The sequence below is a fragment of the Gilvimarinus agarilyticus genome (genome assembly GCF_000832015.1).
Taxonomy (GTDB): Bacteria; Pseudomonadota; Gammaproteobacteria; order Pseudomonadales; family Cellvibrionaceae; genus Gilvimarinus; species Gilvimarinus agarilyticus.
Genome location: NZ_JXCJ01000001.1, coordinates 3,967,229 through 3,980,718 on the forward strand (window position 1 = coordinate 3,967,229; position 13,490 = coordinate 3,980,718).

General features: G+C 53.6%; 13 protein-coding genes. 6 read left to right on the top strand and 7 right to left on the bottom strand.

Annotated elements, in window-relative coordinates; genetic code table 11:
- Positions 1 to 17: 17 nt before the first annotated feature.
- Both tsaE and SD69_RS17070 read right to left on the bottom strand, forming a co-directional pair.
- Positions 18 to 509 (bottom strand): tRNA (adenosine(37)-N6)-threonylcarbamoyltransferase complex ATPase subunit type 1 TsaE, encoded by a 492-nt coding sequence (gene tsaE, locus SD69_RS17065; RefSeq protein WP_041524173.1) that lies wholly within the window; start codon positions 507 to 509, stop codon positions 18 to 20.
- Complete coding sequence (locus tag SD69_RS17070; protein ID WP_041524980.1) at positions 502 to 1,995, bottom strand: bifunctional ADP-dependent NAD(P)H-hydrate dehydratase/NAD(P)H-hydrate epimerase; 1,494 nt, start codon at positions 1,993 to 1,995, stop codon at positions 502 to 504. The genes tsaE and SD69_RS17070 overlap by 8 nt, the downstream gene beginning before the upstream one ends.
- A gap of 188 nt (positions 1,996 to 2,183) precedes the next feature.
- On the opposite strand from SD69_RS17070, the gene queG reads away from it, so the two are divergent.
- On the top strand, positions 2,184 to 3,311 hold the full coding sequence (gene queG / locus SD69_RS17075) for a tRNA epoxyqueuosine(34) reductase QueG (RefSeq protein ID WP_041524981.1): 1,128 nt from the start codon (positions 2,184 to 2,186) through the stop codon (positions 3,309 to 3,311).
- Positions 3,312 to 3,519: 208 nt separating this feature from the next.
- The gene (gene gnd, locus SD69_RS17080; protein WP_041524174.1) at positions 3,520 to 4,974 is read left to right on the top strand and encodes a decarboxylating NADP(+)-dependent phosphogluconate dehydrogenase; all 1,455 of its coding nucleotides are present in this window, start codon (positions 3,520 to 3,522) and stop codon (positions 4,972 to 4,974) included.
- A gap of 121 nt (positions 4,975 to 5,095) precedes the next feature.
- Here the strand turns inward: gnd and SD69_RS17085 are convergent, their stop codons facing one another.
- The 3 genes from SD69_RS17085 to SD69_RS17095 are packed head-to-tail and all read right to left on the bottom strand — an operon-like array spanning position 5,096 to position 8,067.
- The gene (locus SD69_RS17085) at positions 5,096 to 6,130 is read right to left on the bottom strand and encodes an isopenicillin N synthase family dioxygenase (RefSeq protein WP_041524175.1); all 1,035 of its coding nucleotides are present in this window, start codon (positions 6,128 to 6,130) and stop codon (positions 5,096 to 5,098) included.
- Positions 6,127 to 7,197, bottom strand: coding sequence for a putative urea ABC transporter substrate-binding protein (locus SD69_RS17090; protein WP_052481309.1), 1,071 nt, complete (start codon positions 7,195 to 7,197; stop codon positions 6,127 to 6,129). The genes SD69_RS17085 and SD69_RS17090 overlap by 4 nt, the downstream gene beginning before the upstream one ends.
- An 18-nt stretch (positions 7,198 to 7,215) precedes the next feature.
- Positions 7,216 to 8,067: a sugar phosphate isomerase/epimerase family protein gene (locus SD69_RS17095; protein ID WP_041524176.1), complete on the bottom strand. Its 852-nt coding sequence runs from the start codon at positions 8,065 to 8,067 to the stop codon at positions 7,216 to 7,218.
- A gap of 213 nt (positions 8,068 to 8,280) precedes the next feature.
- Between SD69_RS17095 and SD69_RS17100 the strand changes: the two genes are divergently transcribed.
- A complete protein-coding gene (locus SD69_RS17100; protein ID WP_052481310.1) occupies positions 8,281 to 8,658 on the top strand; it encodes a hypothetical protein in 378 nt (125 codons plus the stop codon).
- Between the two features lie 256 nt (positions 8,659 to 8,914).
- Here the strand turns inward: SD69_RS17100 and SD69_RS17105 are convergent, their stop codons facing one another.
- Both SD69_RS17105 and orn read right to left on the bottom strand, forming a co-directional pair.
- Complete coding sequence (locus tag SD69_RS17105; protein ID WP_157471750.1) at positions 8,915 to 9,655, bottom strand: hypothetical protein; 741 nt, start codon at positions 9,653 to 9,655, stop codon at positions 8,915 to 8,917.
- A gap of 399 nt (positions 9,656 to 10,054) precedes the next feature.
- Positions 10,055 to 10,609: an oligoribonuclease gene (gene orn, locus SD69_RS17110; protein WP_041524178.1), complete on the bottom strand. Its 555-nt coding sequence runs from the start codon at positions 10,607 to 10,609 to the stop codon at positions 10,055 to 10,057.
- 69 nt (positions 10,610 to 10,678) lie between these two features.
- On the opposite strand from orn, the gene rsgA reads away from it, so the two are divergent.
- Genes rsgA through SD69_RS17125 form a run of 3 tightly spaced genes read left to right on the top strand, consistent with a single transcriptional unit; the run spans position 10,679 to position 13,452 of the window.
- Positions 10,679 to 11,698, top strand: a complete 1,020-nt coding sequence (gene rsgA / locus SD69_RS17115) for a small ribosomal subunit biogenesis GTPase RsgA (protein ID WP_041524984.1) — start codon at positions 10,679 to 10,681, stop codon at positions 11,696 to 11,698.
- A gap of 59 nt (positions 11,699 to 11,757) precedes the next feature.
- Positions 11,758 to 12,564, top strand: a complete 807-nt coding sequence (locus tag SD69_RS17120; protein ID WP_041524179.1) for a sulfurtransferase — start codon at positions 11,758 to 11,760, stop codon at positions 12,562 to 12,564.
- Between the two features lie 3 nt (positions 12,565 to 12,567).
- Positions 12,568 to 13,452 carry a mechanosensitive ion channel family protein gene (locus SD69_RS17125; RefSeq protein WP_041524180.1) on the top strand — a complete coding sequence of 295 codons (885 nt, stop codon included), beginning with the start codon at positions 12,568 to 12,570 and terminating at the stop codon, positions 13,450 to 13,452.
- Positions 13,453 to 13,490 lie beyond the last annotated feature (38 nt).

Consider the following 13,490-nt stretch of genomic DNA (forward strand, 5'->3'; position numbering starts at 1 on the left):
GGGTTTAGTAGGCCTGCCTAGCACGAACTTAAGTCGGTGTTTGCGCTCAAGCGCTCCAGCACCGCTCGCCCCGCACCCGAGTAGGCCTCCAGCATAACAAGACGCCCACCCGCTTGCACCTTAAGCGAGGCGGCCAAATCCGGCTCGGGCAAAATACCCGCGCCGCGCACCGGCCACTCAATTAAGCAAACGCTATCGCCGGCAAAATAATCGCGAATCCCCATGTACTCCAGCTCTTCAGGGTCGCCCAGGCGATACAAGTCAAAATGGTACAGGGTACGACTGGGCAACTCGTAGCCCTCTACTAGCGTATAAGTAGGGCTCTTAACCGCGCCTGAATGACCAAAATAACGCAGTACACCACGGGTCAAGGTGGTTTTGCCCGCGCCTAAATCGCCTGCCAGATGCACGCTCACGCAGCCTGGGCAAAGCGCCAGCTGCGCCCCTAGTTGCTCACCAAACGCTACGGTGGCGGCCTCGTCAGCCAGCCAGGTAGACCACTCAGTCACCTAAAAACTCCCCGATGTAACCGACAATGTCAGTCGCCAACAGACTCACCTGGCCGCCATCGGCCGCCGCTAGATCAGCCGCGTGCGCGTGCACGCTAGCCCCGAGGTTGGCCGCATCGTATGCGCTCAAACCCTGCGCCAATAGCGCCCCCAGCAGGCCGCTTAGCACGTCCCCCATGCCGCCACTGGCCATTCCCGGGTTACCACCGCTAATTATATTGATGGGCTGTCCGGCGCCGGCCACCAAAGTGCCCGCGCCTTTTAACAGCGCGACACCGCCGTACTGCTGCTGCAGCTTTTGTACGCTGGCAAAGCGCTCGGCCTGTATTGCGGTCGTTTCGCACCCAAGTAAACGGGCGGCTTCGCCGGGATGCGGTGTTAATAGCCAGTTATCGCGGGTAATACCTGCGGGCCACAGGCGGCCTTTGGCAATTAAATTAAGAGCATCGGCGTCTAACACCAGAGGCAAATCGGTGGCTAACGCCTGCTGCAGCATTTGCTCGGACCAGGGCGATTGCCCCAACCCCGGCCCCACTACCAATACTGTGGGGCGCGCAAGCCAAGGCTCGAGCTCCTGCCCCGAGATCACACCGCAGGCCATGACTTCGGGCTGGCGCGCCAGCATCGCCGCCACGTGCTCGGGGCGGGTGGCCAAGCTCACCAGGCCTGCGCCTCCGCGTGCGGCGGCCTCGGCGGCCATTAACGCCGCCCCACCGTGGCCCACATCGCCACCAATCACCATCACGTGACCAAAATCACCTTTATGAGCATCGGCTTCACGCTCGGGCAAAGCGCCTCGCAAGGTAGCAAAATCCTGCTGAGTCACCTCGGCGGCTAGCGATTGGTAAATGTCGTCCGGCGCGCCTAAATCGTCAAACACTAACTCACCGGTTAGCGCGGGGCCACGACCGGTAAACAGACCACGTTTTTTACCGATAAAGGTCACGGTTATATCCGCTTTAATCGCCACACCCAGCTCGGCACCGGTATCGGCGCAGAGGCCCGAGGGTATATCCAGCGCCAACACCGGCAAGTTGGTGCTGTTGATTTGCTCAATCACCTTGCGGTATTCGGGGCGCACCTCGCCGTTAATACCAATGCCCAGCAAACCGTCGACAATAACACCACTGGTAGGCGCGGGGCCCGGCGGCATCATAATCACGCCCTCCTGGCGGGCGTACTCGTAAGCGGCGCGCGCGGCGTCACTAAACTTTTCCGGCTCGCCCATAAGAACAACGTTAACCGGCATACGGCGAGCGGCCGCCAGCGCAGCCACCACAAAGCCATCGCCCGCGTTATTGCCCGCACCGGCAAACACGGTAATTTCGTCGGGCTCGCCATAGCGCTCACAAAGTAGCTCAAACGCCGCGCGACCGGCACGCTTCATTAAAGCGGCCGCCGGCACACCGGTGGCGATAAACGCACTGTCTAAATCGCGTACCTGAGCCGCGGTATAGAGCGCGGTAGATCGAGTGATGGCTGTCATAAAGTCAGTAAATCCGCAAAAGTTAAGGCAAAAATCAGTACAATAAGCCGACAAATCACCGGCCGGCTGCGTAAAAAACGCCATTATAGGGGATGCACGCAGGCAACACTATGTGGTGCCCGCTGTGTGCCACCACTAACCGGCCGCATAACCATCGCCGCCCAACCAACCAAGAGCCGGGAGTTGCTTTGACCACCGCCTTTGACTGGAATCAACTTGCCCGCGATATTAAACGCTGGGGCCGCGAGCTGGGCTTTCAGCAAGTGGGCATTACCGATACCGATCTCGCGCAACAAGAGCGGGCGCTGCAACTGTGGCTGGCCAAAGGCTATCAGGGCGATATGCAGTGGCTGGCCGAGCACGGCAATAAGCGCTCGCGCCCGGCCGAATTAGTGCCCGGTACGGTGCGGGTAATATCAGCGCGGATGGACTACCTACCCGGCGACACACAACAAATCAAAGTTTTAAAAAGTCCCGACAAGGCTTATGTATCGCGCTACGCCCTGGGGCGCGATTACCACAAGCTCATTCGCAAACGTTTGGCGACACTCGGCCAGCGCATCGAAGCGGCCCTGCCCGACGAGTTAAAAGCCCAGGGCGAGCAGCAAATGCGCGCCCTGGTAGACAGCGCGCCGGTCATGGAACGCCCGCTGGCCGATAAAGCCGGCCTCGGCTGGACAGGCAAACACACGCTAATACTGAACGACAAAGCCGGAAGCTGGTTCTTTTTAGGGGAGCTGTACGCCTACCTGCCGCTACCGGTGGATGTAAGTGAACAGCCCAACCGCTGCGGCGACTGCACCGCCTGCTTAAAGGTGTGCCCCACTGACGCCTTCCCAGAGCCCTACACGCTGGACGCCCGACGCTGCATCTCGTATTTAACCATCGAGCACAAAGGCGCCATTGCTGAAGAGTTTCGCGAGCCTATGGGCAACCGGGTATTCGGCTGCGACGATTGTCAGGCCATATGCCCTTGGAACAAATACGCCACGCCTACCCTTGAGCCCGACTTTTTACCGCGCCACGGGCTGGACAACACCGACTTGCTGACGCTGTTTAAATGGGACGAGGCGACGTTTTTAAAAAACACCGAGGGCTCGGCCATTCGCCGAATCGGGTTTGAGCGCTGGCAGCGCAACCTCGCCATCGGCTTGGGCAATGCTCCATCACAAGCAGACATTATCACCGCCCTCGAGCAGGCACTGGGTCATGTTAGCCCCATGGTCGATGAACACATCCAATGGGCCCTTGCGCAACAGGCCAACCCCAACCGGCGCCGGCGGCGTAAAATCAAACAGCCGTCCAGTAAGCGATAACACTCCCAAAGCAACCGGTTTCAAGGCCTTATTAACCCCTCACTATTGCCGCCATAGTCAATAAAAATAGGCCCTGACAAGCAAAAGCCCAGATTTTCGGGTACAATTGCCGCCCTCTGTGGCCCAGCCGCAAATGCCCAGCAACACCTGACGGCGTTACCCGGTCGCACAGCTCTCTTATACTAACCACTGAAAAATACGGTCCGCTATGAAAACACTGTCTGATATCGGTTTAGTCGGTCTCGCCGTTATGGGTGAGAACCTTATCCTCAACATGGAAAGCAAAGGCTTCACAGTAACGGCGTACAATCGCTCTGTGGACAAGGTCACCAACTTTATTGAAGGTCGCGCAGCGGGCAAAAACATTCGCGGCGCCGAATCGATTGAAGAACTGGTAGCATCGCTCGAAAAGCCCCGCAAAATTATGCTGATGGTAAAAGCCGGCGCACCAGTTGACGCCTTTATCGAACAGCTGATTCCGCATCTGGACAAAGGCGACATCATTATTGATGGCGGCAACACCCACTTCCCCGACACCAACCGCCGCGTTGAATACCTGCGCGAGAAAGGCCTGCACTTTATCGGTGCCGGCGTATCCGGTGGTGAAGAAGGTGCCCTGATCGGCCCATCCATCATGCCCGGCGGCGCACCCGAAGCCTGGGAAGCGGTTAAGCCGATCTTTCAGGGCATTGCCGCCAAAGTAGAAGACGGCTCACCTTGCTGCGACTGGGTTGGCGAAAACGGCGCTGGCCACTTTGTTAAAATGGTGCACAACGGCATCGAGTACGGCGACATGCAGCTGTTGTGTGAAGCCTACCAAATTATGAAAGAGCTGTTGGGCATGAGCGCCGACGAAATCCACAAGGTGTTTGCCGACTGGAACAACACCGAGCTGGACTCGTACCTCGTTGAAATCAGCCGCGACATCATGGCCTACAAAGACGAAGACGGCGAGCCACTGGTTGAGAAAATCCTCGACACCGCTGGCCAAAAAGGCACCGGCAAATGGACCGGTGTTGTCGCACTGGACTTTGGCGTACCCCTGACTCTAATTGCCGAGTCGGTATTTGCCCGCTGCATCTCAGCGCTTAAAGACGAGCGCGTAGAAGCCTCTAAAGTACTTACCGGCCCCGCGAAGAACTTCACCGGCGATAAAGCCGCGTTTATTGAAGACCTGCGCCAAGCGGTACTGGCGGCTAAAATCGTTTCCTACGCACAGGGCTACACTTTAATGCGCGAAGCGGCGAAAGAGTTTGGCTGGCACTTAAACTACGGCGGCATCGCCCTGATGTGGCGCGGCGGCTGTATTATCCGCTCTGCCTTTTTGGGTGACATCAAAGCAGCCTTCGATAAAAACCCAGAGCTTAACAACCTATTGCTGGACGATTACTTCAAAGATGTAGTGGTTAAATCACAACAAGGCTGGCGCAACGTGGCGGCCACCGCCATTACCAACGGCGTACCTGTGCCTTGCTTAACCGCAGCACTGAATTACTTTGACGGCTACCGCACCGAGCGCTTGCCCGCCAACTTACTGCAAGCGCAGCGCGACTACTTTGGCGCCCACACCTACGAGCGTTTAGACAAGCCACGCGGTGAATTCTTCCACACCAACTGGACCGGTCGTGGTGGAGATACGGCGTCTACGACTTACGACGTCTAAGTGCAGTAGCCTAAACCACAATAAAAAAGGGAGCTATAAGCTCCCTTTTTTATTGCTCAAGACTAATTGACGAGCCAACAGCTCTGAGGAAATGCACAAGCGGCATACCTGAACAGCACCGTTACTTCTGTATGCTTTTGGCCTCCCGCCCTAAGGAATAGTACGGCAACGCGCCGCCGGGAAGCTCCGCTTCACCGGCTTCCATCCGCCGCATTTGGTAGCGAAAGCTTTGCATAACTTGCGCTAGCAAGTGCTCGCCAGAGTTAACCGTCTTCACCTTTTCACCGTTGCGAAAGTTTTCTAATGGACTAATGACGGTTTCATAATCCACAGTAAAAAACATCGGAAACGAATAGCGCTCTTCTTTAACCTGCTTCACCCTGTGACTGGTTGCCACATAATAGCCATTTGTCCACAGCTCTAATAAGTCACCAATATTCAAAACCAATGCGTCGTCCCGGTAAGGCACAGGAATCCATGTCCCTTCAGCGCTAAACACTTCAAGACCCGGCGCTGTGGGTTTGAGCAACGTAAAGCATTCATAATCAGTGTGCTCACCGATACCCGGACGGTCTTGTGCATTGCCATTGTAAGGGTAATGCAAAAGCCTTAACTGTGACGGGGGGTATTTTACATGCCGCAGAAAAACGTCAGGTTCGAGCCCTAACCCAATTGAAAATGCTACGAAGATTTCTCGGCCTAACGAAGCCGCAGCGTTGTAATACGCATTGACCGCCGCTTTAAACCCTTGAACGTCAGGCCATTGATTGGGCCCGAGTAACGGCACCCCAGCCAGCACAGCAGGATGTTCAGCCGATAAGTCCAGCGATAAATCAAACGCCTCTTTGGTGTCGGGCATACCCGACGCCATTATTTCTTCACCAAAGGGTACATAACCGCGATGGTTATTAGAATTACCAATATATATTTCTCGCTTAACGTCGTCCGGCAAAGCAAAAAAATCCTGGCTTACCTGCAACAGCTGATCTTGCAACTCTTCTAATCCGTGCCCCACCAACTGCATAAATCCCACTTGGTGAGCGGCATCGGCCATCGCTTTAACCGTCGTTTCATATTGCGAATGCTCTGCCCCCGCCACTAAGGGACTCACATCCAGAACAGGAATTTCTGTGAATATTTTCTGCGACTTACTCATAACTCTCCGGCAGCCGCTTGGCCCACAAAACTATTATCAAAACGAAGAGTCACATTTGCCGGATTACCCCACACCTTCCCACCGGGATAGGCAATGCCAACATTCTCGGCCGACGCGGCACCATCACCTAATAGCCCTTTCTCGAACGAAAATTCAGCAATACTGCTCATTGATTCTTGTAACGCAGGGCTGCTCATTAACGCCTCCACCGCACTAGGCTGGTAATACAAATGAGTATCTTTAAGTTGCTGCTCATAACCTTCTAAGTTCGTACCAGCCGCAATTCCCATGGACTCGCGAGCGACGCGACCTGCATCATTATCCAGACTCATTACCGCTAAGGTTTCATACCAGGCACCGATCAGTGCCTTACCCAGCTCTGGGTGATCAGCCAAGGTTTGGCTGCTGACAACCAGGCTGTCCGTTAGCTCACCGGGCATCGTGCGGGAACTCAGAATGCTGGTGGCATCGTCGCGCTTAAGAATCTCACTCGCCATTGGGTTCCATGTCACCATCGCTTCGACACTTGGTTGTGCGTATAACGCCACCATGTCCGCATCCGAAGTATTCACCAAAGTTAAGTCTCGCTCACTCATGCCAACCTCCTCTAATGCCCGAGCCAGAAAGTAATGAGAGACCGAGTACTCAATGAGGTTAACCTGTTTGCCGTGCAAATCTTTAACACTGTCACCCTCTTTGAGAATAATGACATCATTGCCATCGGAGTAATCTGTTACGGCGATAATCGTAGAGTCCACCCCCGCAGCCGCCGGGATAGTGTAAGCGTCCATTGTCGCCATCATGGCGGCGTCGAATTGCCCTGCCGAGTACTGATTTATCGCCTCAATGTAATCGTTAAGTTGAACAATTTCGATTTCGATATTATATTTTTTAGCCCACTTCTCCATAATGCCGGAAGTTCTGGCATAGTCCCACGGCATGTAGCCTGGATAGAGCGTCCAGGCTAATCGAAACGATTCAGCTGAAAAAGCCGAGCTGCTTTGCAGACACACGAACAAACTCAAAAAAACAAATGTAAACCGGCGAAATAAAGGCAGTAACTTCATTGGAGTATCCTAATTGAATTAATGGGTACGCTGGCAGGCCTGCCAGTGCTTAAAGTGGTTACACTCAGTATTGCCAATCCAACGGTTAAGTTCCCATAGATCGGCTACCGGCTGATCGGTATAAGGTAAAGTATGTAAGTAGCGGTCAGGGCCGAATTCTGGCGTCATGCTTGTATGGGTGTATCCCCGAGCGGCTTGTGATTGCCACACGACGCCCCAAAAGCGTTGATGAAACTCTAAACAATCGGCATATTCCGGCGCTGCCGGGTGCGGCACTTGAGGTCCCTGCGGATATCCCACACGGGCGTGCACATGATGAACCCGCTTGGCAAGCTCGACTAAAATCTCCCAGTCCTCGCCATCTAATAATCGCTCGGCCACGCAAACCCAGTGACTGATGTCTGCAGTGATTTGCAAATCCGGAAGCCGCTCAACCACCGCCTGAGTGACCCAAGGAGTAAACAAAGACCGGGAGCGATGGGTCTCAAAGCTCAGGCATAAATTATAGCGTGCGCCTAAATCCATAGCTGCCGCAAAAAAATCATACTGCTTTTGCAGCGACCAAGCGTCACACCCCGCCATTACATTGCATAGCCGAGGATTTAAAGGTAGCACTGCTTTTAGCTTAATCTCCAGATCCTGCAAATGCTCAGCGGGGGTTAGCTTGCGCTCAGGAACATAACCTCCCCCGGTACAGATCTCAGCGATATAATCGAGTTGGTACGCCTCTAAAACCTCAGCCAAAGTGTCGGGCTGAGCAAAAAAAGCAGGCCCCTCAATACCACCGAACCCCGCACTCAATGCACTTTGTGCGGCTTCAACTAGTGTGCCGTTAAAGCCCCACAATGTTTTGTATAACGTTAATTTCATTGTAACCTCGCAATCATTGCCCAAGCGGACTCAATGATCGAGAGCAATCGTCGTGCCACTGATATTAAATGCAAATAAACATGCAGATTTTCATACACTTGCAAAGCTATTACACCTACACGCACCCCGGATAAACATGCAAAACTGCACTTAAATCAAGCAGAACATGTAATTTTGCACTATAATAAGCCGGTCATTTCATGAGGACCTAGAGTGAAAAAAAGCAGCTCAAGACGAAGTCACGAAAGCGTTGCGAGGGCAATTGTCGCAATGGATGACATCTGGATTCGTTTATTTAGGGACATTGGCTTAAGTGATCTCAGCTACTGCGACCTCTTAATTCAAATGTGGCTCAAGCGTGGCCACGAACTGCATAAAACGGACTTATACGACTTCATGCCAAGCGTAAGCCGACGCACAGCGGTAAAGTACGTACAGCGCGCCATTGATGAAGGGCACTTGAATGAGAAGAGCACTAAACTAGATAAACGAGTGCGTCGTGTCGAGCTGACCCCGTCTACGGTCAAGCGTCTTGAGCAGTTCTTCGAACTGACGACGGACCAATTCTTCGGGACAGTTAGCGATAAATAAGCAGGACATACATTCTTTGTTTGACCCATTCTTAGGTTGGCGCCACTAGCTTTGACGTACCCTGCCTAGCCACGGCACTTAACTACGTTAATGACTATCTTACCGAGCGTTTAGGAAAACCAAGCAGTGAGCTTTCCATACCAATTAGAGCTGTCACAGTGGGGGTACCGCGTCTACTACTTACGATGTGTAAGTAGTCCGGAAAACGGAGGGCGAGGAATGGTGAACGGCCGCTGAGATTAGAAACAGGGAGCTTTTAGCTCCCTGTTTTTGTGTTGTGGCGCCTAGTCCGTTCACGCTTAAAAGTAGAACCACCTTCGCCCCCCAGTCGTCCAAGCACGTAGTCTCTCACTAGCTCAGCGTATCCTACAAAACACCCGGACAGCTCTTGGTACAGATCAAAGTGGTGGCCAGACACCCTCGATCCCGGAAACGACCTCTCCAAAAAGCTCAAACTTTCGGGCAATAAAGGAGAATTTTGTGTAGTTACAAAACCACATGCAAAATTATAAACCCCCGCCCTTTTATCAGGCCCTTCCCACCCTGCTTTATACATCACCTTATCAACAAATGTGTCAAGGTTAGATAGCTTTCCAGCCTCATGTACAATTATATTTCTAAACTCAGACAGCACCAAGATCGCCACATCAAGCTCAATATCAATATGTGACTTTCTCAACAGTGATTTAAAATCAGATTCTTGGTTCAAGGAAGCAACTAATTTATCAACTCTACTCCGCCGAACCAGCTTATCCCCGCACTGTTCGCATAGTCGGGTAGCACTACCACCTAACCTTTTGCCGCCATCAACTAAGATAAATCGTTGAAGAGCTTTTAAATATTTGTCAAAAATTTCATAGCAATCAACAATAAGCCAGCGGTACATTGCGTTTTGTTGCTCTGAAAGAATTGCTCGATACTCTGACTCGCCTTCGATAGCGTGCGCGCTGTACTCCTCTTTTTTTCCATCATAAGGGCTTCTGTAAACCGGAGACAATTCACCTCTCACCCAGGTGGCCGAACGTCGTTTTTCTTGAGCCTCATGGTTAAGAAGCAGTTGGCGAAAGTGTAAATCGCCTATTCTTTTTTTAGTTGATCGAACTCTTCATTCAAAAAATCAACCTCATCAACCACCTAAAAAACTCCTTTGCTCTCAATCTAAGTTGATCAAGCAAGTTTAGATTGAATACAGATACGTAGCTCAGGCCACATCCTATAGGTCTCAATAGTAGTTGAGTCGAGCGAGACAAGTAGGCATGAAAGGCCTATTGCCCGAAAGCTGCTCTCAATCACTTCCCTCTGCCGTAAAAATAGTTAAACCGGATTTCGACAGAGATCACCCAACTTGAACAACGATGTGAGCATGGCTACTTTGCGAAGTATAACGACTCTGTCGTCACCCCAAATCAATAAACGTCTCCCGGTAATGTGCCAACTCCGCAATCGAGTCTTTAATATCATCCATCGCCAAGTGCGCACCGGATTTTTTAACGCCGGCGAGTACGTCGGGTTTCCAGCGGCGGGCGAGTTCTTTGAGGGTACTCACGTCTAGATTACGGTAGTGAAAGTAGCGCTCGAGTGTGGGCATACCGCGGGCGAGAAAGCGGCGATCCTGGCAAATGGAGTTTCCACACATGGGGGATTTGCCCGCGGGCACCCACTGCTGCAAAAACTCGATGGTTTCGGCTTCGGCCTGGGCGGCGCTGATTTTGGAGTTTTGCACCCGCTCGGTGAGGCCCGATTTACCGTGCTGGCGGGTGTTCCACTCGTCCATACCGTCTAAAAAGCTCTGGGCCTGATACACCGCGTGCACTGGCCCTTCGGCCAGAATATTGAGATTGGCGTCGGTGACGATGGTAGCAATTTCGATGATAACGTCGGTATCCGGGTCGAGGCCGGTCATCTCGAGATCGATCCAGATAAGATTGTCGTCGCTGGCAGTAGGGCTCATAGCGTGTTTTCCTTTACAATGTCGATTATTAACCCTTGTATGTTAACACCTACCGACTGAGACGTGCCGTTGAGCAAACGCAAACTGACAAGACGCCAATCGTGGCGGATCGAGAAGATTCAGAAAGAGCGCGAGAAGCGCGTCTCACGCCGTGATGATACCGCCGACGCCAAACTAGGCGAGAGCGACCTGGGCCCTGAGCAGGATGGCCTGATTGTGACCCACTATGGCACTCAGGTGATGATTGAGGATGCCGAGCGTGCGCGCAAGCGCTGCCACTTTCGCAGTAACCTGGGCGGTCTGGTAACGGGCGACAAGGTGATTTGGCGCGACGGCAACCCCTACGGTGTGGTGGTAGCTAAACGCGAGCGCGAGTCGGCCCTAAGCCGGCCCGACCCCTACGGCGACATGAAAACCGTCGCCGCCAACATCGACCGCATTGCTATTGTGGTGGCGCCCTACCCCGAGCCGCACTTTAACCTTATCGACCGCTACTTAGTGGCCGCCGAGGCCATTGGTATTCAACCGGCGCTCGTCATCAACAAGGTTGACCTAATCGATGATGAACAGCGTGCCAAAGTTGAGGCGATTGCCGCGTTGTACACCGACTTGGGGTATCAGGTGTTGCGCGCCTCGGCCAAGCGCGATGAGGGGCTGGAGCCACTGCGGGAGTACCTGGCCAACTTTACCAGCGTGTTTGTGGGGCAATCGGGGGTCGGCAAGTCGTCACTGGTAAACGCCCTGCTGCCCGACAGCAATATGCGCGTAGGCAGTTTAAGCGAGCGTCAAACCGGCACTCACACCACCACCAGCGCGCAGCTGTTTCATATACCCAGCGGCGGCTGTTTAATCGACTCGCCGGGCATCCGCGAATTTGGCCTGTGGCACATTGCACCGGACGACGTGCTGGCCGGTTTTAAAGAGTTTCGCCCCTATATTGGATACTGCAAATTTCGCGACTGCTCACATACCCACGAACCCGGCTGTGCTATCTTAAAAGCGCTGGAAGCCGGCGAGATTAGCCCTGGCCGGCTGGCCGGTTACCGCCATATATTGGCCGATTTGCATCCGGGCCGCGGCGGCCAGTAAGCTGCCCGGCACACAGCACCCGAGACCAGATAAACGTTACGAACAGAAAGGATCATCGTATGCCCACCCTCCCCCTTATCGTCGAGCCCGCCGAACTGCTGCCCCTGCTGGGAGGGCCAGATGCCCCATTGATTGTGGATTTATCCAGCGAGGCCAATTACCGTCGCGGGCACATTCCGGGCGCGGCGCATGTGCCCCCACAAATGCTGTTGTGCAATCGCCCGCCGGCGCCGGGGCGCATCGCGCCGGTCGAGCAACTCAATCGATTATTTACTTACTTAGGTTTATCTCCCGACACCCACTTAGTGGTGTACGACGATGAAGGCGGCGGCTGGGCCGGCCGCTTTATCTGGACGCTGGACATGATTGGCCACCAGCATTACAGCTATTTAAACGGCGGCTTGCACGCTTGGCTAAACGAAGAGCTGCCAGTCACAGAGGCCGTGGAAGACCCCAACACCACCCCCATTGATGTAGAAATTAACCCCAAAAACTTGATTGAAATCCCCGACATTCTGGCCGGGCTTGAGAACAATTCCATCCAAGTGTTAGATGCGCGCAACCCCGCCGAGTACAACGGCGAAAAAGTATTGGCACAAAAAGCCGGACACATACCGGGGGCCATAAATGTCGAATGGACCGAATTGATGGATCGCCAAAACAGCTTGCGTATCCGGGCCGACGCCCGCGAGTATTTAGCCGAGCGCGGCATTACCGGGGACAAAACCATTATTACCCACTGCCAAAGCCATCACCGCTCAGGCTTTACCTATTTGGTGGGCAAATCGCTAGGCTTTGATATTAAGGGCTATCACGGCTCCTGGTCTGAATGGGGCAACCACCCAGACACCCCGGTGGAGGTGTAACGCTTGACACAGTGGCTGGATATTACGCTGATTAAAGTCGGCGATTACACGTTAACGAGCGGCGAGCTGCTCGCCAGTGTATTAGTGCTTATCGGGACCTTTGTGGTCGCCTCACTGGTGAGCCGGGCCTTTACCCGCGTGGCTCTGCATCGCGGCCCCAGCGTCGCTCACCAGCTGTACACCATCAACCGTATTGCCTATTACTTTTTAATTGTGCTGGGCTTTATTGGCGCGCTCTCGGTACTAGGGTTACAGCTCGATAAGCTGGTTATTATTGGCAGTGCACTGGGTATTGGTATTGGCCTCGGGCTGCAATCGATCGTCAACAACTTTGTCTCAGGCATTATTATCTTGCTAGAAAAGTCCATTAAGGTGGGCGACTTTATCGAGCTGGAGTCAGGCCTGATGGGCGAGGTGCAAGAGATAAAACTGCGCTCGACGCTGATCCGCACTGCCGACAACGTAGACATTTTAATTCCCAGCTCTGAGTTTATCAGCGGGCATTTAATTAACTGGACACTGGAAGAAAACATTCGCCGTTTTCGCATTCCGTTTGGGGTGGCCTACGGCTCAGATAAAACGTTAGTTCGCGACTCGGTACTCGACGCCGCCAAAGCGTTGCCCAGCACGCTAAGCGACGAAAAACACAAACCCGTTGTGTGGATGAGCGGCTTTGGCGACAGCAGTTTGAACTTTACTCTCGGTGTGTGGGTCGATCCAGTCGCGGTAAAACGGCCTACCCAGGTCACCTCAGATTACGTGTGGGCCATCGACGACGCCCTGCGCAAAGCCGGTGTCGAAATTCCTTTCCCGCAGCGAGATCTGCATTTGCGCTCGAGCGATATTGAGCTGGGTGGGAGCAAGAAGAGCCCGACGTCAGATGACTGACGTCAGGCGAAACCTTTCCCGCCTCCCGTTACCCAGCC